The sequence below is a fragment of the Exiguobacterium sp. s35 genome (genome assembly GCF_018617535.1).
GTDB lineage: Bacteria > Bacillota > Bacilli > Exiguobacteriales > Exiguobacteriaceae > Exiguobacterium > Exiguobacterium aestuarii.
Window position 1 is genome coordinate 540,013 of sequence record NZ_JACSKI010000001.1, and the last position, 21,616, is coordinate 561,628.

25 protein-coding genes are annotated in these 21,616 nt (G+C 47.3%); 23 read left to right on the plus strand and 2 right to left on the minus strand.

Annotated features, from left to right (window positions below):
- Window positions 1-41: 41 nt before the first annotated feature.
- The 5 genes from KNO75_RS02755 to KNO75_RS02775 all read left to right on the plus strand — a co-directional run bounded on the left by KNO75_RS02755 (window position 42) and on the right by KNO75_RS02775 (window position 4,314).
- The gene (locus tag KNO75_RS02755) at window positions 42-242 is read left to right on the plus strand and encodes a hypothetical protein (RefSeq protein ID WP_074034648.1); all 201 of its coding nucleotides are present in this window, start codon (window positions 42-44) and stop codon (window positions 240-242) included.
- A 130-nt stretch (window positions 243-372) separates the two neighbouring features.
- Window positions 373-1,236 (plus strand): MerR family transcriptional regulator, encoded by an 864-nt coding sequence (locus tag KNO75_RS02760; RefSeq protein WP_214815942.1) that lies wholly within the window; start codon window positions 373-375, stop codon window positions 1,234-1,236.
- A gap of 60 nt (window positions 1,237-1,296) precedes the next feature.
- Window positions 1,297-1,875: an adaptor protein MecA gene (locus KNO75_RS02765; RefSeq protein ID WP_214819684.1), complete on the plus strand. Its 579-nt coding sequence runs from the start codon at window positions 1,297-1,299 to the stop codon at window positions 1,873-1,875.
- A 97-nt stretch (window positions 1,876-1,972) separates the two neighbouring features.
- Window positions 1,973-2,899, plus strand: a complete 927-nt coding sequence (locus tag KNO75_RS02770) for a D-alanine--D-alanine ligase (RefSeq protein ID WP_214788675.1) — start codon at window positions 1,973-1,975, stop codon at window positions 2,897-2,899.
- 146 nt (window positions 2,900-3,045) lie between these two features.
- On the plus strand, window positions 3,046-4,314 hold the full coding sequence (locus KNO75_RS02775; RefSeq protein ID WP_015881453.1) for a Glu/Leu/Phe/Val family dehydrogenase: 1,269 nt from the start codon (window positions 3,046-3,048) through the stop codon (window positions 4,312-4,314).
- A 40-nt stretch (window positions 4,315-4,354) separates the two neighbouring features.
- Here KNO75_RS02775 and KNO75_RS02780 read toward each other — a convergent pair whose 3' ends face one another.
- Window positions 4,355-5,335, minus strand: coding sequence for a YpdA family putative bacillithiol disulfide reductase (locus KNO75_RS02780; RefSeq protein ID WP_214819685.1), 981 nt, complete (start codon window positions 5,333-5,335; stop codon window positions 4,355-4,357).
- Window positions 5,336-5,386: 51 nt separating this feature from the next.
- Window positions 5,387-6,358 carry an asparaginase gene (locus tag KNO75_RS02785; RefSeq protein ID WP_214819686.1) on the minus strand — a complete coding sequence of 324 codons (972 nt, stop codon included), beginning with the start codon at window positions 6,356-6,358 and terminating at the stop codon, window positions 5,387-5,389.
- A 107-nt stretch (window positions 6,359-6,465) separates the two neighbouring features.
- Between KNO75_RS02785 and prsW the strand changes: the two genes are divergently transcribed.
- From prsW to aroA, 18 genes are all read left to right on the plus strand, one after another.
- A complete protein-coding gene (gene prsW, locus KNO75_RS02790; RefSeq protein WP_214794009.1) occupies window positions 6,466-7,122 on the plus strand; it encodes a glutamic-type intramembrane protease PrsW in 657 nt (218 codons plus the stop codon).
- Between the two features lie 14 nt (window positions 7,123-7,136).
- A complete protein-coding gene (locus KNO75_RS02795) occupies window positions 7,137-7,802 on the plus strand; it encodes a flagellar brake protein (RefSeq protein ID WP_214819687.1) in 666 nt (221 codons plus the stop codon).
- A gap of 74 nt (window positions 7,803-7,876) precedes the next feature.
- Entirely contained in the window at window positions 7,877-8,551 is a 675-nt protein-coding gene (cmk, locus tag KNO75_RS02800) for a (d)CMP kinase (protein WP_214794003.1), read from the plus strand.
- Window positions 8,548-9,171 carry a lysophospholipid acyltransferase family protein gene (locus KNO75_RS02805; protein ID WP_214794000.1) on the plus strand — a complete coding sequence of 208 codons (624 nt, stop codon included), beginning with the start codon at window positions 8,548-8,550 and terminating at the stop codon, window positions 9,169-9,171. Before cmk ends, KNO75_RS02805 begins: the two co-directional genes overlap by 4 nt.
- Before the next feature lie 155 nt (window positions 9,172-9,326).
- Entirely contained in the window at window positions 9,327-10,475 is a 1,149-nt protein-coding gene (rpsA, locus tag KNO75_RS02810) for a 30S ribosomal protein S1 (RefSeq protein WP_214793997.1), read from the plus strand.
- Window positions 10,476-10,613: 138 nt separating this feature from the next.
- Complete coding sequence (der, locus tag KNO75_RS02815; RefSeq protein WP_214788650.1) at window positions 10,614-11,924, plus strand: ribosome biogenesis GTPase Der; 1,311 nt, start codon at window positions 10,614-10,616, stop codon at window positions 11,922-11,924.
- 17 nt (window positions 11,925-11,941) lie between these two features.
- Window positions 11,942-12,967, plus strand: a complete 1,026-nt coding sequence (locus tag KNO75_RS02820; RefSeq protein ID WP_214793994.1) for an NAD(P)H-dependent glycerol-3-phosphate dehydrogenase — start codon at window positions 11,942-11,944, stop codon at window positions 12,965-12,967.
- A gap of 94 nt (window positions 12,968-13,061) precedes the next feature.
- Window positions 13,062-13,262: a DUF2768 domain-containing protein gene (locus KNO75_RS02825; protein WP_214788644.1), complete on the plus strand. Its 201-nt coding sequence runs from the start codon at window positions 13,062-13,064 to the stop codon at window positions 13,260-13,262.
- A gap of 3 nt (window positions 13,263-13,265) precedes the next feature.
- The gene (locus tag KNO75_RS02830; RefSeq protein ID WP_214788641.1) at window positions 13,266-13,976 is read left to right on the plus strand and encodes a hypothetical protein; all 711 of its coding nucleotides are present in this window, start codon (window positions 13,266-13,268) and stop codon (window positions 13,974-13,976) included.
- A 109-nt stretch (window positions 13,977-14,085) separates the two neighbouring features.
- On the plus strand, window positions 14,086-14,358 hold the full coding sequence (locus KNO75_RS02835; protein ID WP_074034634.1) for an HU family DNA-binding protein: 273 nt from the start codon (window positions 14,086-14,088) through the stop codon (window positions 14,356-14,358).
- Between the two features lie 126 nt (window positions 14,359-14,484).
- Window positions 14,485-15,057, plus strand: a complete 573-nt coding sequence (locus KNO75_RS02840; RefSeq protein ID WP_214788638.1) for a heptaprenyl diphosphate synthase component 1 — start codon at window positions 14,485-14,487, stop codon at window positions 15,055-15,057.
- A 20-nt stretch (window positions 15,058-15,077) separates the two neighbouring features.
- The gene (locus tag KNO75_RS02845) at window positions 15,078-15,779 is read left to right on the plus strand and encodes a demethylmenaquinone methyltransferase (protein WP_214793988.1); all 702 of its coding nucleotides are present in this window, start codon (window positions 15,078-15,080) and stop codon (window positions 15,777-15,779) included.
- A 3-nt stretch (window positions 15,780-15,782) separates the two neighbouring features.
- Window positions 15,783-16,745 (plus strand): polyprenyl synthetase family protein, encoded by a 963-nt coding sequence (locus KNO75_RS02850; RefSeq protein WP_214819688.1) that lies wholly within the window; start codon window positions 15,783-15,785, stop codon window positions 16,743-16,745.
- A gap of 91 nt (window positions 16,746-16,836) precedes the next feature.
- Complete coding sequence (gene ndk / locus KNO75_RS02855; protein WP_214691868.1) at window positions 16,837-17,256, plus strand: nucleoside-diphosphate kinase; 420 nt, start codon at window positions 16,837-16,839, stop codon at window positions 17,254-17,256.
- Between the two features lie 100 nt (window positions 17,257-17,356).
- A complete protein-coding gene (locus KNO75_RS02860; RefSeq protein WP_214819689.1) occupies window positions 17,357-18,136 on the plus strand; it encodes a CheR family methyltransferase in 780 nt (259 codons plus the stop codon).
- A gap of 9 nt (window positions 18,137-18,145) precedes the next feature.
- Entirely contained in the window at window positions 18,146-19,309 is a 1,164-nt protein-coding gene (aroC, locus tag KNO75_RS02865; protein WP_214819691.1) for a chorismate synthase, read from the plus strand.
- Window positions 19,303-20,358 carry a 3-dehydroquinate synthase gene (locus KNO75_RS02870; RefSeq protein ID WP_214819693.1) on the plus strand — a complete coding sequence of 352 codons (1,056 nt, stop codon included), beginning with the start codon at window positions 19,303-19,305 and terminating at the stop codon, window positions 20,356-20,358. Before aroC ends, KNO75_RS02870 begins: the two co-directional genes overlap by 7 nt.
- Window positions 20,355-21,605 (plus strand): 3-phosphoshikimate 1-carboxyvinyltransferase, encoded by a 1,251-nt coding sequence (gene aroA, locus KNO75_RS02875; protein WP_214819694.1) that lies wholly within the window; start codon window positions 20,355-20,357, stop codon window positions 21,603-21,605. The genes KNO75_RS02870 and aroA overlap by 4 nt, the downstream gene beginning before the upstream one ends.
- Window positions 21,606-21,616 lie beyond the last annotated feature (11 nt).

Here is a 21,616-nt window from a genome sequence, read left to right on the forward strand (position 1 = left end):
TATCATAGTAAAATGATAAAAAAGGTAAAGGAGGGCATACGTTGCGACATCGGAATCAGGCAGATTCTTTACGCGAGCAGTTGGCGGATACGTTGCCGTCTCGATCGGAGAGGCAAGAACATGAACGGAAGAGAAAGTTGAACGATAACTTGATGAAGCGCCCGTTGGCGATGACATTGACCTTCGCCATGTTAGCGATTATTCTCATTTTCATATATATCGGGCGAGATGCCATATTTTAAGGTGAGGTGCGGACGATGTTCGCGCCTTTTTTTTATTTTTGAAAAATACTGGATTGCACAATAAAAGGGGTAAACCTTTTCAATTGAGGATATACTTATGTCATAGAACGAATAGGAGAGGAGGGCGGAGATGCCGAAATACTCCATTAAGACCGTGGCGACGTTGACCGGTGTCAATCCAACGACCATTCGTGCCTGGGAACGTCGATACCAATTTATCGTACCGAGCCGGACCGAATCAGGTCACCGCCTGTATTCAGATCAAGATGTCGAAAAAATCAAATGGGTGGTAGAGAAGCAAAGAGAAGGGTTATCCGTCTCACAAGCGATTCAACAGCTCCATCAGGCACCTGAACCGGAACCGACGTCTGCCAAGCTTTACGATGAGGAATTAAAGGACGGCTTGCTTCAGGCGTTGCTTTCCTTTGATGAGCGGACCGCACATGATTTGATCAATCGTGCTTTTAATACGTTTAGCTTTGAAAAGGTGACGAAAGACATCATTGGACCGCTTCTGATGGATATCGGCTCTCAATGGGAGCAAGGGTCGATTACAATCGCCCATGAACATTTTGCGACAGCTTTTTTACGGGCTCGTCTATCTACATTGTCACTTCAAATGCCAATGAATCCGTTCCTTCCGCGAGTCACTTGTGTCTGTGCACCCGGTGAGATGCATGAAATCGGACTTCTATTTGTCACACTTTACTTGCGCCAACATGGATACGACGTCATCTTTTTGGGAGCGGGATTCCCGAAAGAAGACTTGAGCAAGGCGCTGCATGACATCGATGCATCCTGTCTCATTTTTGCGTGCACATTGACGGATCACATTCCTCAGTTAATCGAGGCGATGGGCTATATTCAAGAAGAGCATCCTGAACTGAAGATTGGGGCCGGTGGATATGCGGTTAGCCTCGAACGTGATCGGTTCGAAGATGCATTTCTTGGCGATTCACCTGAAGAGTGGACGAAATGGTTATCAACTATTTGACACGGGATTAAAACGGGAGTAGCTTATTAGTAGGATTGAATATTCACTGGAGGTTTTCGATTGAGATTTGAAAAACAAACAAAAGAACATCTTCGTGTATATGTGACTGCGAATGAGCTTACATTACGTGGAATCGCCATCGATACGATCGTGGGGGAAAACGGTCAACAGCTGTGGAAAGAATTGCTTGAGACAGCAGAAAGTGAGTACGGATTCTCTCCGCAAGGAGCGGTTGACTTGAATGTGACGATGTTTCCTCGAGATGGCCTCGTCATTGACGTTCAAAAAGGTGAAGCCATTGCAGAGCTTGATCTCGAACAAGTTGAGATTCGCCTGACAATCGACGTCATCCATCATTTGATTTATCAGTTCGATGATCTCGAAGATGTGATTAACGCTTCGATTCGATTGTTTCCACATATACATGAAACCGAACAAGGTGGGGCACTTTATCATTATGAGGGTCGATACTATCTTCACTTCGTGGAAGTGCTTCCTGAGAAACTGGAAGAACGACTCGCCGCCATTTTGTCCGAATATGGAAAGACGACTACAGTCAGTCCGTACGTCATGATGGAATACGGAAAGACGATTCAAACTGAACATGCTGTGAAAGAGCTGTACGATGCATTCGCATAAGTACGGCTTTTTTTACTTTTCTGTTCCTATTGTTTTTAAGATGCCCGTGTTATGATTAGACATGAATTTTCAGTAGTTAGTTGAAGGAGAGATTGGAATGAAGGTCGCTGTATTGTATGGTGGAGTGTCAGGAGAGCGTGAGGTATCCCTCACAAGCGGACAAGGGATGATTGAGGCATTGACGGAACGTGGTCATGAAGTCACGGCAATCGACTTTCATCCAGAGCGCGCGAACGAGTTGTTGACGTTAAACGTCGACGTCGTCGTCAGTGCGTTACATGGGAAATACGGCGAAGATGGCCGTGTTCAATCATTACTTGAAATGGCTGGGATCCCGTACACAGGTTCAGGTGTATTGGCATCGGCTCTTGCGATGGACAAGGCAAGAGCGAAAATCATCTTCGCGGCATCGGGCATCCGTGTGGCGCGCGACGTGCTGATTGAATCTGTTGATTCGATTGATGAGAAAATAGCCGAGTGGGGAAATGAGTTCCCATGTGTCGTCAAGCCTGCCCAAGAAGGTTCGTCAAACGGTTTGACGATCGCAATGGACGAAAAGATGTTGCGTGCTGGCATTGAGAAGGCATTTCTATGTGATTCAGCGGTTTTAGTCGAGCAATACATTAAGGGGAAAGAACTGACTGTACCGGTTATCGGGAATTTTGGAAAAGAACAAGCCCTTCCGGTCATTGAGATCATTCCGAAAAATGAATTTTACGACTACGAGTCGAAGTATACAGAAGGTGGTTCGATTCACGTATGTCCTGCTGAAATTTCGGATGAATTGACGACAGAAGTGCAACAGGCGGCTGTCATGGCGCATCGCGCGCTCGGATGTTCAGGATACTCGCGTTCTGATTTCCTCGTATCCGAAGCAGGAGAGGCGTACATTTTAGAAACAAACACGTTACCTGGGATGACGCCGTTAAGCTTGTTCCCGGACAGCGCGAAAACAGTCGGGATTTCTTACGGTGAGCTATTAGACCGCTTTATCGAGCTCGCGCTCGAACGCGAGTCGAAGTAAGACATCTGTATCATTCCACACTTAAAGAAAACGCTTTCATTATTTTTGTAAAACCCTTTCAAATTGAGCGCGTATCGGCTATACTTTTAAACGAATACGAGGTTAATTCTTGGGGGAGAATTGACAATTTAGGGGAGGAAACCTTCATGATTACGGATCAAGAAAAAGGTCATCAAAAACGAAAAAACATCTTGGAATCGACACAAGAGGTAATTCACGAAGCATTAGATAAGCTCGGCTATCCAGACGAGATGTACGAGTTGTTGAAAGAACCGCTTCGCATGCTGACCGTTCGGATCCCAGTTCGCATGGATGATGGCTCGACAAAAATCTTTACGGGTTATCGCGCTCAACATAACGATGCGGTCGGACCGACAAAAGGGGGAATTCGGTTCCACCCGAGCGTAACTGAGGTAGAAGTTAAAGCACTATCTGTATGGATGAGCTTAAAAGCGGGGATTGTCGACTTGCCTTATGGTGGCGGTAAGGGCGGAATCGTCTGTGACCCACGTGAGATGAGTTTCCGTGAAATCGAACGATTGAGCCGTGGCTACGTGCGAGCGATCAGTCAGATCGTAGGACCGACAAAAGACATCCCAGCTCCAGACGTGTTCACGAACTCGCAGATCATGGCTTGGATGATGGATGAGTATAGCCGAATCGATGAATTCAACTCACCAGGATTCATCACAGGTAAACCACTTGTTCTTGGAGGCTCACACGGTCGCGAGACAGCGACGGCGAAAGGTGTGGCCATCATGATTCGAGAAGCGGCACTACGCCGTGGTATTGAGCTAAAAGGTGCACGTGTCGTTGTTCAAGGGTTCGGAAACGCGGGTAGTTTCCTGTCGAAGTTTATGTATGATGCGGGAGCGAAAGTGATCGCGGTCAGTGACGCTTACGGTGCCATCCATGATGAGAACGGTTTGGACATCCCTTACTTGTTAGACCGTCGCGATTCATTCGGTACGATTTCGACGCTCTTCAAAAACACGATCTCGAATAAAGAGATGTTAGAGCTCGACTGTGACATTCTCGTGCCAGCTGCCATCGAGAATCAAATCACGGAAGATAACGCCGATGCCATTAAAGCGTCCATCGTAGTGGAGGCGGCGAACGGTCCGACGACGAACGAAGCGACGAAGATTTTGACAGAACGCGGAATTCTTCTCGTGCCAGACGTGTTGGCATCGAGTGGTGGCGTCACGGTTTCGTACTTCGAGTGGGTACAAAACAACCAAGGTTACTATTGGACGGAAGAAGAAGTCGAGGAAAAACTTGAAAAAGTACTCGTTCATTCGTTCAATACGGTTTACAATACTTCTTCAGCCCGCAAGGTCGATATGCGTCTCGCGGCTTATATGGTCGGTGTTCGTAAGATGGCGGAAGCGTCACGCTTCCGTGGTTGGGTCTAAGTAAAAAAAGTTCGGTCAACACGTGTTGACCGAACTTTTTTTATACTTTAATACGGTTTGTGATTGTATCTGCGATGGCTTTCCCGTGGAATCGACCGTTCTCGATAAAAATCTTATTCGCATCGTTCCCGGCAGCGACGACGCCGGCGATGAACAGATGTTCGACATTCGTTTCGAACGTTTCCTCATCAAATGTCGGGACACCGCTCTCGTCATCGATCGTGATACCAGCATTTTCGAAAAGATGATGGTCTGGCTGATATCCGGTCATCGCGAAAATGTGATCGGCATAGACGTGTTTTTCTTCTCCATGCTGATGGTAATGGACACCGTCTTCGGTAATTCGATCAATCGTCGCCTCAAACTCCATTCGAACTTTCTCATGTCGGACGAGTGAATCGAAGTTAGGAAGAACCCACGGCTTCACGGAAGGACTATACGAGTCGCCGCGGTAAAGCACCGTTACATATGCGCCGGCCTTCTCGAGTTCGATTGCCGCATCGACAGCGGAGTTCTTCCCACCGATGATGGTGACATGTTGTCGATAGTATGGATGGGCCTCGTGGAAATAATGGTGTACGTGTGGCAACTCTTCACCAGGCACGTCGAGCAGACGAGGGCGTCCATAATACCCTGTGGCTAAGATCACATAATCCGCCTCGCGGACGGTTTCCCCACGACGCTCATGTCTTGACGTCACGATGAAACGGTCATCGATTTTTTCAACTGATTCGACGGTCTCGAACGGATAGACGTTTAGTCCGGTACGAGTGACGACTTCGCGATAGTAGACGAGTGCGTCTTGTCGCCGAGGTTTTAGATCTTTACATATAAACGGAATATCCCCGATTTCTAACAGACTCGCAGATGAAAAGAACGTTTGATGGGTCGGATAGCGATAAATCGCATCCACGATATTTCCTCGTTCAATTACGGTACAAGAAACCCCAATCTTCTCTAACTCGATGGCCGCTGATAGACCACATGGCCCGGCGCCAACGATAATGGCTTGTTTATTCACTGAAAATCACCTCTTTGCTCATTGTAGGGAAGGGGGCGCAGAAGCGCAAGGTTATTGCTGGAAGCTAAAGCTATGTTCCATGACGGATTGAGAAGACCCGGATTCGAGTTCTACGAGTAACCGCAAGCGAGCTTTTTGCGAATTTAACCCGTTCGAGAATATGATGCCCATCTCTTTTAATTGTTTCCCACCACCGTCATACCCATATACGTCTTGGACGATTCCGTTAAAGCAACGACTGACAATCACGACTGGGATTTCCTCTACTAAGCGCTCGAGAGCTGGCAAAAGTGTCGGAGGGACATTACCTTGTCCTAACACTTCGAGGACGAGTCCGTCGTATCCGAGTGTCATCACAGATTCAAGCAAATCAGGCTCCATTCCTGCAACGACTTTTAACACTGCTACCCGTTTTGAGATGGACGGAATCATTTTGGGCTGTCTTGTCGCCGGTTGACTATAGATGAGTACGTGGTCCTTTGTGACCATACCTACATTTCCAAAATGAACCGACTTAAATGTATCAACGGATGATGTGTGTGTTTTTGTGACGTTGAATGCCGAGTGAATCTCTCCATTGAACACGACGAGAACACCTTTTCCGCGAGCCGCCTCGCTTTTCGCGACTCGAAGAGCAGTGATCAAATTGAATTCTCCGTCGGATCCGACTTCGTTCGAGGAACGCATTGCTCCTGTCAATACGATCGGGACTGGTGCGCCGAGCGTGATCTGTAAGAAATATGCCGTCTCTTCTAGTGTATCGGTTCCGTGCGTAATCACGACCCCGTCATACGTGTCTTGTGTCAATTCATGTTGAATGAATTGAGCCAGTTCAAGCATTTTATCTGGTGTCATATGTGGAGATGGGATATTTGAAAAATGCTTTGTCGTAATTTGGGCGATGTCCGTCGCTTTCGGAAGTGTAGCATCAATCGGGTTCACATCGCTTGGTTCGACGTGACCTGTGCCAGATTGAGACATGGCGATCGTACCGCCTGTGTGAATGAGTAATAAATGATTCATAAATGACCTCCTAATATTTTTTAAGGATATTTCCATTTTCTAGGCGTTCTACACTTTTTCTTTCAGACAATTCAGTGTATGCTAATGAGAGAAAGGAGAGATGCGTCATGATCGCAATCGCCTTGTCTGCGGTTGCACCAGGGCTTGCCCTTCTTTCCTACTTCTATCTTCGCCATGAATTGGAAGCAGAACCGCTCGGATATGTGATTCGTTCTTTCGTGGCCGGGGCCGTTCTCGTTTTCCCGATCATGTTTATCCAATATGCGTTCGTTGAAGAAGGGGTGCTGACTGGGCCGTTTTGGCAGGCATATGTCACCACTGCCTTACTCGAAGAGTTTTTTAAATGGTTTATGATTTATTATACAATATATATACATAAAGTCTTTGATGATTACTACGACGGGATTCTCTATGCGGTCGCCTGCTCATTAGGCTTCGCGACGTTGGAGAATTTTTTATACTTATGGGTGTACGATTCATTAGAAATCGCCATTTGGCGGGCCATCTTGCCGGTGAGCGGGCATGCATTGTTTGCGGTCGTCATGGGTTATTGTTTGGGACGAGCCAAACATTCGGCACGTGAGCGGGTGTGGCTGTTTATGGCGATCTTCTCTGCGACGGTCATCCATGGGACGTTTGATTTGATTTTAATTTTAGAACCGGATCATAAGTTGCCAGCCGTGCTCTATATCGTCATTTTATGGATGGTGGCTCTATTACTCGTTCGAGCTGCCAACCTGTCCAATCGTCGTCAATTTAAATAAAGGGGAACATGCTAATGCTGAAAGAAGGACAAGAATTAAGAATTGAAGTAGAAGGACGCAACGAGGGGAAAACTAAAATTGCTGCCATCGTGGACCAAGTGGTTTGGATCGAATCTCCAAGTGACATGACGACGCTCAAAACGTTCTTTTTACATGAAGAGGAGGAGATGCGAGTCTACTTCTTCAAAGGGGATAACCAATTATTTGCATTCGATACGAAAGTTGTGAAACGAATCAGCGATGCGCAGATGACGATTCGCTATGCGTTCAAAATGCCGGATGAGAAAAAGATCAAACGGATTCAACGGCGGGAATATTTGCGCGTCCCTGAAATGATTGACGTGACAGTCGTTGCGGCTGACGGGGCGGACTTCGAATCATTCGAGACGACGTCGCTTGACGTATCAGCTGGCGGAATGAAAATCATTGCGAATCGTGCCCCGATTGAAGTGGATGAATCGCTCATCGTCGTTTTCCGAATTGAAGACGAGCAGGGGTCACCAAAGCTCTTTCGAGTGAAGAGTCGACTCGTACGGATACATAAGCAAGAAGTGAAGCAAGAACTTTCTTTAGCTTTTGAGGATTTGACGCCTCGTGACCAAGAAACGATTTTACGATACTGCTTCCGCGTTCAACTCGAAGCTCGTAAACGGACAGGGTCTGTATTTTCTTCAAGATAAAAAACTGTTATGATGTTCTCGGGATTATAGACCGAGAGGAGGAGGGTATCGGGCGCACTCGATACCCGTTTTGTATGAAAACATCGTTACAAATTGCTTTAGATGGACCGGCTGGTGCCGGGAAAAGTACAATCGCCAAATCGCTGGCGAAACAATTAGGCTATGTCTATATTGATACAGGAGCGATTTATCGAGCGGTCACATACCGCGCGTTAAACGAAGGGGTCAACCTTGAAGATGGTCCAGCTCTTGCGAAGATGATTGAGAACATGTCAATCCGTCTCGTTCCGTCAGACGAAGGGCAACGTGTATTTGATGGTGACGAGGAAGTGACCGACGTCATTCGCTCGAGTGAAGTGACGAATAATGTCAGTTTTGTCGCACGTCAACCGGAAGTGCGGGATGCGTTGATGGATTTACAACGCGATTTAGCAAAACATGGCGGTGTCGTCATGGATGGACGCGATATCGGCACACACGTGTTACCGAACGCTGATTTGAAAGTATTCATGACCGCGTCTGTCGAAGAACGAGCACGCCGCCGTCACGAGGAAAACGTATCAAAAGGAATCCCTAGCGATTACGAGCAATTGAAAGAAGAGATCGCCCTTCGCGACAAACGAGATTCAGAACGCGAAGTCGCTCCTCTCCGTCAAGCGGAAGATGCCCATTATCTTGATACGACGACGTTATCCATTGATGGGGTCGTCTTAGCGATTGAACGATTAATTGAAGAGGTGAAAGCATGAGTAAGCCGTTGAACAATGGTCCGTTTGGAATGTATCGGATGGCGAGAGGCGTCGTCAACATCATCCAACGTATATCGTTCCGTGTCGAGTTCATCGGACGCGAGCATGTCCCGAAAGATGGGTCAATCCTCGTTTGTTCGAATCACCAGTCAAACTGGGACCCGGTCCTTCTTGCATGTGCGATTCCAAAAGAGCGTCCATTGCGATTCTTTGCTAAAAAGGAATTATTTAGTGTTCCCGTACTGAAGCATATTTTGAACCGAGCGGGACAGATTCCGGTATCACGAGGGGAAGGTGACCGTCAGGCGCTACGAGTCGTTCTTCAAAAGCTGAAAGAAGAAGAGGTCATTTCGATTTTTCCTGAAGGTACACGTTCTAAAGACGGGACATTAGGAAAGGCTCAAGCTGGCGTTGGTTTCTTTGCGATGCGTTCGGATGCGCATATTTTACCGATTGCCATCATTGGTAAATATAAGTTCCGTACGAAATTGCGTGTCGTGATTGGGAAACCGATTGATTTGACTCCTTTGAAAGAACGTAAGGCGAGCGCACAAGAGGCGGCCGACTTAATCATGGATACGATCGCCGACCTTTATTTGACACATTCATTCACGAAGTAATCACGGGACTCGGGAATTGAGGTTTAAACTTCTTTCAATAGAGGTACAATCTTCATAACGCCTTGACAAATTCTCGGAATTATAAGAGATTTATACTAGGTGTAAGCGCCTCATGGCGCTCCTTTTTGTACTCATCGTGAGGGGGTAGTGTTGGAATGGTCGAAGAAATGAAAGATATGCCTGATTTTGAAATTAATCGTGGTCAGATTGTGACCGGAACAGTCGTCAAAATCGAGGACAAGCAAGCGCTGATCGATATCGGTTATAAGACCGAAGCGATTTTGCCAATTAGCGAAGTATCAAGCATGCATCTAGACGATTTAAACGAATCACTCCAAGTGAACGACGAGATTCGTGTCAAAGTTAAAAAAGTCACGGACGAAGAAGTGGTCGTTTCGAAAAAAGACGTTGATGCCGAGGCAGCATGGGATCGAATCGTCGAAAAATTCGAATCGGGTGAAGTGTTTGAAGTGATGGTGAAAGATAAGGTCAAAGGTGGTCTTGTCGTCGATATTGGAATCCGTGGATTTATCCCGGCATCTCTTGTCGAAAGTCACTTCGTAGAAGACTTCTCGTCATACTTGAACAAACCAATTACCGTAAAAGTCGTCGAGATCGATCGCGAGAAAAATCGCGTCATCTTGTCACATAAAGCAGTTGTCGAAGCAGAGATGAGCGCGAAGAAATCTGAGACGCTTGAATCACTTGAAGTCGGTCAAGTAATCGAAGGAACGGTTCAACGTTTGACAGACTTCGGTGCGTTCGTTGACATCGGTGGTGTGGATGGACTCGTCCACATCTCAGAAATGGCGCATAGCCGTGTCGAGAAGCCAAGTGATGTTGTGACTGAAGGCGACCGCGTCAAAGTGAAAGTCCTTGGTCTCGACTTAGATAATGAAAAAGTGAAGCTCTCAATTAAAGAAACACAGCCTGGCCCATGGGAGACGATTGAAGGGCAGATTCAACCAGGTGATGTGATCGAAGGAACCGTCAAACGTCTCGTGACGTTCGGTGCGTTCGTTGAGGTTGCACCGCAAGTGGAAGGTCTCCTTCATATTTCGCAAATTGCGAACCGTCACATCGCGACGCCATCTGAAGTGTTATCAGAAGGTCAAGAAGTGAAGGTGAAAGTGTTAGACGTTCATCTCGATGATAAGAAAATCTCATTGTCGATGCGTGCACTCGAATCATCTGAACCGACTCGTCAAGATGATGATCAAGCATTACTCGACGAATATAGCGACCAAGGAGGATTCTCTGTCTCTGAATTGACAGGTGATGACTCTTCGGACGACTCTAAATAAGATGATCGTTCAAGCGGGAGTCATGCTCCCGCTTCTTTTTGTATGGTCACTTAATTTTGCCTGTGATATGATAGGTGAGTTGCGTTTCGAAATGTTGAAATGATGAAATTTTGATAGAAAGATTAGTGAGGTGTTTTTATGGGAATTCCAGCAGTGGCCATCGTTGGCCGTCCGAATATCGGGAAATCCACAATTTTTAACCGCATCATCGGAGATCGTGTCTCGATCGTCGATGATAAACCGGGTGTCACACGTGACCGTATTTACGGCACAGGAGAGTGGTTAAACCGTAAGTTCCATTTGATTGATACAGGTGGGATTGAAGTAGGGGACGAGCCGTTGCTCGTTCAAATGCGTCATCAGGCTGAACTCGCCATCGATGAAGCAGATGTCATCATCTTTATGGTGAACGGTCGTGAAGGGATCACGGCAGCTGATGAAGAAGTAGCGAACTTGTTGTTCCGTTCGAACAAACCAATCGTTCTTGCCGTCAACAAAGTGGATAACTTTGAAATGCGAGATCTCATGTATGAATTTTATTCACTCGGATTCGGTGACCCGTTCCCAATCTCGGGTACACACGGTTTGGGTCTTGGAGACTTGTTGGATCAAGTATTCGAACTCGCCCCTGAAAAGGATGAATTTGAATATAACGAAGATGTCATTCAGTTCTCGTTAATCGGGCGCCCGAACGTCGGGAAGTCTAGTTTGACGAACTCGATTCTTGGAGAAGACCGTGTCATCGTCTCGAATATCGCCGGAACGACGCGTGACGCGATTGATACACCGTTCACACGTGACGGTCAAGAGTACGTCATCATCGATACGGCAGGTATGCGTAAACGCGGAAAAGTATATGAATCGACGGAACGATATAGCGTCATGCGCGCTCAAAAGGCAATCGAACGTTCGAACGTCGTTCTCGTCGTCCTCGACGGTGAGGAAGGGATTATCGAACAAGATAAACGTGTTGCCGGTCTCGCGCATGAAGCCGGGAAAGCGATTGTCATCGTCGTCAACAAGTGGGATGCAGTCGAAAAAGATGATAAGACGATGAAGAAGATGGAAGAGAAGATTCGTCAAGAATTCTTATTCCTTGATTATGCACCGATTGTCTTCTTGTCAGCACTTACGTCGAAACGGTTGCAGACATTATTGCCTGTCATCAAACAAGTGGCAGAAACACATCGCCGTCGCATCTCGACGAGCGTATTGAACGACGTCATCGTCGATGCGGTCGCGATGAACCCGACACCGACTGATAAAGGGCAACGCTTGAAGATCAACTACGCGACTCAAGTTGCGATCGAGCCGCCGACGTTCGTATTGTTCGTCAATGACCCTGAGTTGTTGCATTTCTCGTATAAACGTTATTTAGATAATCAAATTCGTAAAGCATTTGACTTCACCGGGACGCCGATTCATATCGTGGCTCGTCAGAAAAACTAATAACGGGGGTGCCACTTATGGCAAACGTAGCTGTCATCGGAGCGGGAAGTTGGGGAACGGCCATCTCGCTCGTATTAGCGGACAATGGTCATGACGTCCTGCTCTATGGACGTGAACAAGAACACGTGGATGAAATCAATTCGTCGCACACGAACTCGTTTTATTTAAAAGATGCACCGTTACCGGAATCGATTCGCGCCACGACGGATTTGAACGAAGCACTCGACGGACGTAGCATCATCTTCCTCGTCGTTCCAAGCTCGGCGATTCGTCCTGTCTCAAAACAGTTGAACACGCTGTTGAAGGAACCGGTCACCATCGTTCATGCCGCAAAAGGAATCGAACCGAAAACGCATAAGCGTCTTTCGGAGATCATCGCGGAAGAAATCGATCCATCGAAGCGTCGCGCAATCGGTGTCTTGACCGGTCCGACTCACGCAGAAGAAGTCGCTGTACGTAAACCGACGACCATCACGATCGCTTGTGAGGACCTTGATGTCGCTGACGAAGTGCAGGAGCTACTCACTAACGATCAATTCCGTGTTTACTTAAACTCGGATGTCGTTGGTGCCGAGTACGGTGGGGCGCTTAAAAATATTATTGCCCTTGCGGCAGGTATGACCGACGGGCTTGGTTATGGGGACAATGCGAAAGCTGCGCTCATGACCCGCGGGATTGTTGAAATCGCCCGTCTTGGGGTGAAACTTGGAGCGAATCCAGCTTCTTTCTCAGGATTGACTGGAATCGGTGACTTGATTGTGACGGCGACGTCACAACATAGCCGAAACTGGCGGGCCGGAAATGCAATCGGACGCGGTGAAAAGCTTGAAGACGTTCTTGGAAACATGGGAATGGTCGTTGAAGGTGTCCGCGCTTGTGAGGCAGCACACTCTCTTGCGAAAGAGGCGGGAGTCGAGATGCCAATCACAGAAGCACTCTATAACGTGTTGTTCGAAGGCAAGAGTCCTCATGATGAAGTGAAAAAACTCATGAGACGCCCACAAAAGCATGAGATGGAACAAGTGTTTCATTTTGAAGAATAATACTTCAGGGAGGAACTGACGTTTTCGTTCAGTTCCTCGCTTTTTTTTGCTACACTTGAAGTCTGGAGAACATAGAGAAAGTAGGGGGATAGACGTGACACCGTCACTCATCAAAATGTGGATTTCATTTGCAGGGATCGGTGCTTTTGCCGTTGCTGCTTTGATGGTCGCCATCAGTCACACGAAACTGACCGGATGGTTTGCGACGCTTGTGCGCCTGATTGCGTTCATCATTTTCTTATTTGGAACAGTTATTATGATTTTTGTCGTCGTCTCAGGACCGACGGGAGGATAGACCATGAAAAAAAGTATCATTGCTGTCAGCTTGGCGCTGACGACTTTGTTGGCAGGATGTATGTTTCCGGATTCGGAACGGGGCAACAATATTCCATATGAGGATCAGTTGAACACCGTGCAAAGTGCGGTCGATGCATATCGTGAACAATCTGGCGTCTTACCAATCAAAACAAAACCTGCGGAAACGCCACTTATGGAACGCTATCCAATCGAGTTTGCTCGACTCGTACCAGGATATCTAGCCGACCCTCCTGCAAATAGTTTCGAAGGCGGTGGGTTGTTCCAATACATTCTCGTAGATGTCGAAACGGAACCGACCGTCAAATTGATTGATTTACGCGTATCGGAACGGCTACAGCAACTTCAAACAAATATCACCGCGTTTCGAGCGAAAGAAGGGAAGTTCCCGTTCGATGGGTCACTCGGAAAGAATCAGTTCACGCTTGACTACGATAAACTTTTTGTCACAGAGGAACCGGTTATCCCGAGTCCTTACTCGGACCGTGAGCTCCCGATCTATGTGGACGGCACCGGACAATTATTTGTGGACTATCGAGAAGACGTGAAGGAAGCGCTTCAAAATACGGATGAGTCGCCAGTAATCGGCGAAGACATTCGTTATTTGCTGTATGAAGACGCTCCATTCGCCCCTGCTTATTCACAAGGCTATACAATAGATGAACAAGGGGAAGTCGTTTTTTTAAACAACTGAGCTTGTTTTGAAGGTGAATGTCGTGAAATCATGCAAAAAATGTTGTCATATCAACGTTTGTACGATATGATTAATCCCGTAAACTCCTAGTGAGAGGAGGTGAATCGTGATGAACAAAACTGAATTGATCCAAGCAGTAGCGGAGAAAGCAAACGTTTCGAAAAAAGAAGCTACAGTAGTTGTAGAAGCTACATTCGAATCTATCACTGAAGCACTCCAAAACGGTGAGAAAATTCAATTGATCGGTTTTGGTACTTTTGAAGTTCGTGAGCGTGCTGCCCGTAAAGGTCGCAACCCACGTACAAAAGAAGATATCGAAATCCCAGCGAGCAAAGTTCCTGCATTCAAAGCAGGTAAAGCGCTCAAAGATGCGGTCAAGTAATCTGCAATACATAAGTCGCCGAATGGCGGCTTTTTTTGTTGGGTTTGCGAGTTCGAATGACGTGAATGTGACAAAAATGTGCTATACTATGTCAGAATGACAATGAAGTGGACGAGGGGGGATAGCATGGAACAGTTGACAAATGAATTCGTTGTCACAGACCTTGCTCGTCAAATCGAACAACGTATGAATCATCCCTATTTGACGAAACACGAGGTTGTCCCAACGGTCGACATGCTGTTGCTTCGTTGGATGGTCGAGATGATTGATTTGGAATCGATTGAGCATCGACAACTCGTGATGGCAACCTATTTCGCACATCAAGCGCTCGAATTGCATGATCAAGTGAACAGCAGTCCGAAAGGGTCGCTAGAGCGCCAATTAAAAGTGCTCGCAGGTGACTTTGCCTCGGCTCAGTTTTATAAAATCTTGACGGCTTTTCCAGCGTCATATAGTGACCGATTCGGACAGTCTGTACAACGCGTCAATGCGGCGAAGTGTACATTACTGCTCGAGAAAAACGTCTCGATGAACATTTGGCTCGAAGCGAACGTCGGATTGATTCAAACACTTTCCGAGCTGATCGAACAACCTTATTTGACAACAAGTGGGAAACGAATGATTGATAAGAAAGCGACAGCGCTCAGACAAGACCAAAAGGAGCAGCTCACGAAGTTGCTCGCGCACGCGGTCGCTTAGAACGGAAAGGATGTTACACGTTGCAACCGATAGAAAAAGAGCAAAAAGTATACGAAGTATTTCAGTCCATTTCTCCGAGCTACGATACGATGAACTCGATTATCAGCTTCCGACTTCACAAGTGGTGGCGACGGACAACGATGAAGAAAATGAACGTCTTTCCGGGGGCTAAATGTCTAGATGTTTGTTGCGGGACAGCTGACTGGACAATTCAATTGGCGGAAGCTGCAGGAAACACAGGAGTCGTCAAAGGTCTCGACTTTTCAGAGAACATGCTGAAAGTGGGAGAAGAAAAAGTGAAGTCGTTGCCGACAATCGAGTTACTCCATGGTAATGCGATGGCGTTGCCGTTTGGAGACAATTCGTTCGATTACGTCACAATCGGCTTCGGACTTCGAAACGTTCCGGACTACATGACGGTTTTACGTGAAATGCATCGCGTCTTAAAACCAGGTGGGACGGTCGTTTGTCTTGAAACGAGTCAACCGACGGCACCGCTTTTCAAAGAATTGTACCGCTTCTATTTTGGGACAGTCATGCCTTTATTCGGTAAAGTATTCGCCGGTTCATACGATCAATACAAATGGTTACAAGAATCGACCGACCAGTTCCCAGACCGTTTGACGCTCAAACGTATGTTTGAAGATGCCGGGTTCGAACAAGTCGAAGTAAAGACATTCTCCGGAGGTGCATGTGCCATGCATCTAGGAAAGAAGTGGTGAAACATGTCTTTGAAGCGACTTTATCGTCATATGAACCGAGAAATTGATCAAATTGATCAATTTCTATCTAGTCGAGTCAGGACGGACCACCCTGTTATTGAATCGGCATCTCGCCAACTACTTGATGCTGGTGGTAAACGCATCCGACCGGCATTTGTTTTATTAAGCGCAGGATTCGGTGATACGAAGGATATCCGTTTGACGAAAGTTGCCTCAAGTCTTGAATTGATTCACATGGCATCACTCGTTCATGACGATGTCATCGATGATGCGATGCTCCGTAGGGGGAAACCGACCGTCATGGAGCGTTATGATGAGACCGTTGCGATGTATACCGGAAATACACTATTCGGAGAGGCGATTCGTCTCGTCTCCGAAATCGAGTCCCCCGAAGTGATGCGAATCATGGCGGATACGATGGAGCGGATTTGTGTCGGTGAAATCAATCAAATTCAGGATCAATACGAATGGGGTCAGTCGCCTAAGCGATATTTAGATCGGATAGCACGAAAGACTGCCCTTCTGATTGAAACGAGTTGTGCAGCAGGCGCTGTCATTTCAGGAGCTTCTCCTCAAGTCGTCAAACAGCTAAGTCTATTCGGATATGACATCGGGATGGCATTCCAAATGACGGATGATTTACTAGACTTTACAGCTAAGAGTTTCCAACTCGGCAAACCGGTCGGAGAAGATTTAAGACACGGTCATAAAACATTACCGCTTTTCTATTCATCGGAGGACCCAACTTTTTATGAACGTCTTCGTCAGGTGAACGCCTCGACAGACACGGATATGACGAAGTCACTCGTCCGTGAAGTGCAACGAAATGGGACGTTAGAACGTAGCCAACGTACAATTGACCGATACGTCGAACGTGCTATTCATCGACTTGATGGGTTGCCGGATGTCCCTGACAAGCGATCGTTGATTGAAATCGCACAATATATCGGGAAGCGCAAATGGTAATTGCCCATGTAACCCCTTTCAAAAAAGTGCTGGAGCGTGTACACTAAATACGTACATCGTACACATTTATTGACTTAGGGGGATTTGGGGAATGGAAAAGACATTTTTAATGGTTAAACCGGATGGGGTTAAACGTGGATTGATTGGGGAAATCATCTCACGCTTTGAAAACAAAGGATATACGTTGAACCGTCTCGAAATGGTGACTCCGTCAGTTGAGGTCGCAGAGGCACACTACGCAGAGCATAAAGAAAAACCGTTCTTTGGTGAATTGGTAGAGTTTTTGACTTCTGGTCCGGTCGTCGCGATGGAATGGGAAGGGGAAGACATCGTCGCCGTCTCTCGTCTCATGATTGGGAAGACAAAACCACTAGATGCACAACCAGGAACAATTCGTGGTGATTTTGCATCGACGATGTCACAAAACGTGATTCATGGTTCTGATAGTGTGGACAGCGCGGAACGCGAATTGGCACTTTGGTTCGCAGGAGTTGCCTCACACGTTTCATGACGAATCGAGGGACGGGGAAACCTGTCCCTTTTTGGTTCCCTTCAAAACCAAGTGGTCAGTAGAAAGAGGAAATGAGAGAGAATTGAGGTTGAAATTGGTGATGAATGATTATGCCATCTTCGTAAAAAAGTTTTATATCAAGTCTGGAATTGACTTGAATTTATATAAAGAGGCGCAAATGAAGCGTCGGATGGTCGCCTTGCGCGAGAAGAAGGGTTATGCGTCGTTTCTAGAGTATTTAAAGGCAATGGACACAGATCGTCAGCTATATGAGGAGTTCCTTGATCGGATGACCATCAACGTGAGTGAGTTTTATCGTAATCCGATGCGATGGCAACAGCTCGAGGAGGATATATTGCCTCACTTGATTCGTTCGGGTCAAGGCAAACTTCGTGTATGGAGTGCGGCGTGCTCGACAGGAGAGGAACCCTATTCTCTCGCCATGTTATTGTCCAAACATCTAGCGCCTTCTCAATTTTCAATTATGGCCACTGATTTAGATGACATTGTCATCGAAAAGGCGAAACAAGGGAAGTATCACGAACGTGCACTCATCGACTTACCAGATGAGTTTAAAAACCGTTACTTCACGCGTCGTGGAGACGATTATTTCATTTCAGATGAAATCAAACAACTGGTAACGTTCAAAAAACATAATTTGTTGGCAGATGTGTATGAACGTAACTTTGATTTAATTGTCTGTCGGAACGTATTGATTTACTTCACGGAAGAAGCAAAAGAAAAAGTATATACCTCGTTTCAACGTGCACTTCGCCCAGGAGGGATTTTATTCGTCGGTGGAACGGAACAAATCTTCCAGCCGAAGCGTTACGGGTATGCGATGAAACAAAGTTTCTTTTACGAAAAAATAGATGGATGAGGTGAGCGGATGCGCTATTTGACAGCTGGTGAATCACATGGTCCGGGACTGACGGTCATCATTGAAGGTGCCCCTGCCGGTCTAGCTATAGATTTAGATCAAATCAACATAGAATTGAAAAAGCGTCAGTCTGGATATGGACGAGGACGTCGCATGCAAATCGAATCAGACCAGGTAGATGTTCGTTCAGGTATACGACACGGTAAGACAACAGGTGCTCCGATTACATTTTGGATTGAGAATAAAGATCATACCCATTGGAAGCACGTCATGCAAGCCGAACCGATCGATGACGACCTCGAAGTCAAACGACGTGTCTCGCGGCCGAGACCAGGTCATGCCGACTTGGTCGGTGGGATGAAATATGACCATCGTGATTTACGTGACGTCTTGGAACGCTCGAGTGCAAGGGAGACGGCTGCACGTGTCGCGGTCGGTGCCTTCTGTAAACAGTTGCTCGAACAAGTCGGGGTGTCCCTCTTCAGTTATGTAAAAGTAATCGGCGGGGAAGAGGCGGAAACGCGTGCGTTCGCATCACTTCAAGAAGCAAAAGAAATCATCGATGCTTCACCTGTCCGAACGCTTGACGAGGTAGCCGCCGAGCGAATGATGCGTCGCATCGATGAAGCGAAGTCAAACGGAGACTCGATTGGCGGCATCGTCTGTACGGAAGTGCATGGTGTCGTTCCTGGACTTGGTTCCTACGTGCAATACGACCGGAAACTGGATGCGAAAATTGCGCAGGCTGTCATGAGTGTCAACGCATTTAAAGGTGTGGAGTTCGGAGACGGTTTTGACATGGCATATCGACCTGGATCAGAAGTGATGGACCCGATTGCTTACGGTGACGACGGGTATACGCGACTCAGTAATCACCTCGGGGGCTTTGAAGGCGGGATGACAACGGGAATGCCGATCCTCTGTTCAGCGGTCATGAAACCGATCCCGACGCTCTATAAACCACTTCAATCGGTCGATATTGATACGAAAGAGGCGTTCCTCGCTCAAATTGAACGGAGTGACTCATGTGCTGTTCCTGCAGCATCACTCGTCGTCGAGGCGGTCATCGCGTTCGAAATTGCGAAGGAAGTATGTGAGACGTTCGGTCACGATACGATGGAACGAATCAAACGTCGGGTCGATGAATATCGGGAGGAGTTGCGTGTATGGTGACCATTCCGATAACAGCATCGACCCCGTACAACGTCGTGGTCGACAATGAAGATCGTTGGATTGGAACAAATGATTGGTCACATGCCTCGATGCTCTGGGTCATTACGGACGAACATGTCGATTCACTTTACGGGGAATCGTTCCTCGAAAAGTTAAAACACGTTCATTCGCGCGTCGTTTGGTCTGTCGTCGAAGCCGGTGATGCGTCGAAGTCGTTATCGCGGCTCGATCAGCTTGTCTCGGAAGGATTGAGGCACGGATGTGACCGTCACACCCTGATTATTGCTTTCGGTGGCGGGATGGTTGGCGATTTAGCTGGATTTTTAGCGAGTGTCTATATGCGCGGTGTTCCTTACATACAAGTCCCGACGACGATTTTGGCTCACGATTCGGCTGTCGGAGGTAAAGTCGCCGTCAATCATCCGCTCGCGAAAAATGCGATTGGTTCTTTCTATCAACCGGTGGGCGTCTATTATAACGTCTCTCGTTTTGAAACCTTGCCGGTACAGGAAGTGCGAAGTGGCATCGGTGAACTGCTAAAACATGCGTATTTATCACGTTACGTCCTCGAATCCTCTTTCGAGGACGACTTGTTTTTCGCACTGACTGGACTTGTAAAGATAGATTGGATCACATGGCTCGCTCGCGGTATTGAAGTGAAACGAGCGATTGTCGAGACGGATGAGCGGGAACAAGGTATTCGCGCTTGGCTCAACTTCGGGCATACGTTTGGGCATGCACTAGAATCTGTCGAGGCGTATCGTATTCCTCACGGTGAAGCGGTTTTGCATGGGATGGTATTTGCTTTTTTACTATCGAATGACGAGTCGCGGGCGAGACGGTTGTTTGAGTGGATCCGTATGAACGACGTCACGCCGATTGACTGGAAACCGTTCGACCATTACGTTGAAAGAATGACTCGTGATAAAAAGAATCGACACGGAGAAATCCGATTTGTCTTGCTTCGTGACGCGATTGCCGTTGAAGCAGTAACGCTAGAGCAGATTCAACATACATTTGAACAGATGAAAGGATGGTGGGAACGATGAGTTTAAACGGTACAATCCGTGTTCCGAGTGATAAATCGATCACCCATCGTGCGCTTTTATTCGGCATGATGGCGACTGGGACGACGCGTGTATTGCATCCGCTCCTCGGTGCCGATTGTCGTTCGACACTCGACATCATTCAATTACTCGGAGCACACGTGACCGAACGACAAGACGAACTCGTCATTACGGGTGTAGAAACTCCTCGCTCGGCACGACTTGACTGTGGGAACTCGGGGACGACGATGCGCTTGTTGCTTGGGCTCTTGTCTGGATATGATGGTTCATTTGAACTCGTGGGCGATGAATCCTTATCGAAACGTCCGATGCGACGCGTCACAGCACCACTACGTGAAATGGGGGCGGCCGTAACAGGAGATGTGGCGCCTCTCGTGATCGAAGGGAAAACGCTACAATCCATCGACTATACGTTACCGGTTGCGAGTGCCCAAGTGAAATCGGCGGTCCTTCTCGCTGGGTTACGTGCTGAAGGAACGACAATTGTGCGTGAGCCGATGTTGTCTAGAGATCATACTGAGCGAATGTTGCCACTCTTTGGGGCGAACCTATCCGTTGATGAAGAAGAAAGGATACGTGTGATTCGCATTGAACCGACTCGTCTGAACGGCGCGACGGTCGATGTGCCAGCAGACCCTTCATCGGCTGCCTTTTTCTGGGCAGGAGCAGCGATCGTACCGAACAGTTCGGTCACGACGACGGACGTCTGTTTGAATGAGACAAGAATCGGATTTTTACGTACACTCGAGCGCATGGGTGCGAGTGTTGTCATTTCCAATGAACGAACTGTCGGTGAGGAAGTGGTCGGCGATGTTACCGTGACGTCGAGTGAGCTGTCTGGTACGGTCGTCGAAGGGGAAATGATCCCGTCGCAAATCGATGAATTACCGTTATTTGCGCTCGTCGCCTCACAGGCGAATTCACCATCCATCGTGAAAGACGCAGCGGAACTGAGAGTGAAAGAGACCGATCGGATTGACGTGGTCGTCTCGGAGTTACGTAAACTAGGCGTGGACATCGTTGGAAGAGAGGACGGATTTATCGTAAAACCGAGTCGTCTTCATGGCGGAAACGTCTCAACATATGGTGACCATCGTCTGTCGATGATGTTACAAATCGCATCACTCGTCACAGAGGATACCATCCAAATTGAAGGCATCGATGCGTCCGATGTCAGCTATCCCGAATTCCGTCAAGATTTACAACGGATTCAGCGTGAGATAGAATAACGACAAACCGA

Coding starts and splice junctions, on each gene's coding strand:
- KNO75_RS02760 (WP_214815942.1), top strand. CDS start 373: ATGCCGAAATACTCCATTAAGACCGTGGCGACGTTGACCGGTGTCAAT.
- KNO75_RS02770 (WP_214788675.1), top strand. CDS start 1,973: ATGAAGGTCGCTGTATTGTATGGTGGAGTGTCAGGAGAGCGTGAGGTA.
- KNO75_RS02775 (WP_015881453.1), top strand. CDS start 3,046: ATGATTACGGATCAAGAAAAAGGTCATCAAAAACGAAAAAACATCTTG.
- KNO75_RS02785 (WP_214819686.1), bottom strand. CDS start 6,358: ATGAATCATTTATTACTCATTCACACAGGCGGTACGATCGCCATGTCT.
- prsW (WP_214794009.1), top strand. CDS start 6,466: ATGATCGCAATCGCCTTGTCTGCGGTTGCACCAGGGCTTGCCCTTCTT.
- KNO75_RS02795 (WP_214819687.1), top strand. CDS start 7,137: ATGCTGAAAGAAGGACAAGAATTAAGAATTGAAGTAGAAGGACGCAAC.
- cmk (WP_214794003.1), top strand. CDS start 7,877: ATGAAAACATCGTTACAAATTGCTTTAGATGGACCGGCTGGTGCCGGG.
- KNO75_RS02805 (WP_214794000.1), top strand. CDS start 8,548: ATGAGTAAGCCGTTGAACAATGGTCCGTTTGGAATGTATCGGATGGCG.
- rpsA (WP_214793997.1), top strand. CDS start 9,327: ATGGTCGAAGAAATGAAAGATATGCCTGATTTTGAAATTAATCGTGGT.
- der (WP_214788650.1), top strand. CDS start 10,614: ATGGGAATTCCAGCAGTGGCCATCGTTGGCCGTCCGAATATCGGGAAA.
- KNO75_RS02820 (WP_214793994.1), top strand. CDS start 11,942: ATGGCAAACGTAGCTGTCATCGGAGCGGGAAGTTGGGGAACGGCCATC.
- KNO75_RS02830 (WP_214788641.1), top strand. CDS start 13,266: ATGAAAAAAAGTATCATTGCTGTCAGCTTGGCGCTGACGACTTTGTTG.
- KNO75_RS02835 (WP_074034634.1), top strand. CDS start 14,086: ATGAACAAAACTGAATTGATCCAAGCAGTAGCGGAGAAAGCAAACGTT.
- KNO75_RS02840 (WP_214788638.1), top strand. CDS start 14,485: ATGGAACAGTTGACAAATGAATTCGTTGTCACAGACCTTGCTCGTCAA.
- KNO75_RS02850 (WP_214819688.1), top strand. CDS start 15,783: ATGTCTTTGAAGCGACTTTATCGTCATATGAACCGAGAAATTGATCAA.
- ndk (WP_214691868.1), top strand. CDS start 16,837: ATGGAAAAGACATTTTTAATGGTTAAACCGGATGGGGTTAAACGTGGA.
- KNO75_RS02860 (WP_214819689.1), top strand. CDS start 17,357: ATGAATGATTATGCCATCTTCGTAAAAAAGTTTTATATCAAGTCTGGA.
- aroC (WP_214819691.1), top strand. CDS start 18,146: ATGCGCTATTTGACAGCTGGTGAATCACATGGTCCGGGACTGACGGTC.
- KNO75_RS02870 (WP_214819693.1), top strand. CDS start 19,303: ATGGTGACCATTCCGATAACAGCATCGACCCCGTACAACGTCGTGGTC.
- aroA (WP_214819694.1), top strand. CDS start 20,355: ATGAGTTTAAACGGTACAATCCGTGTTCCGAGTGATAAATCGATCACC.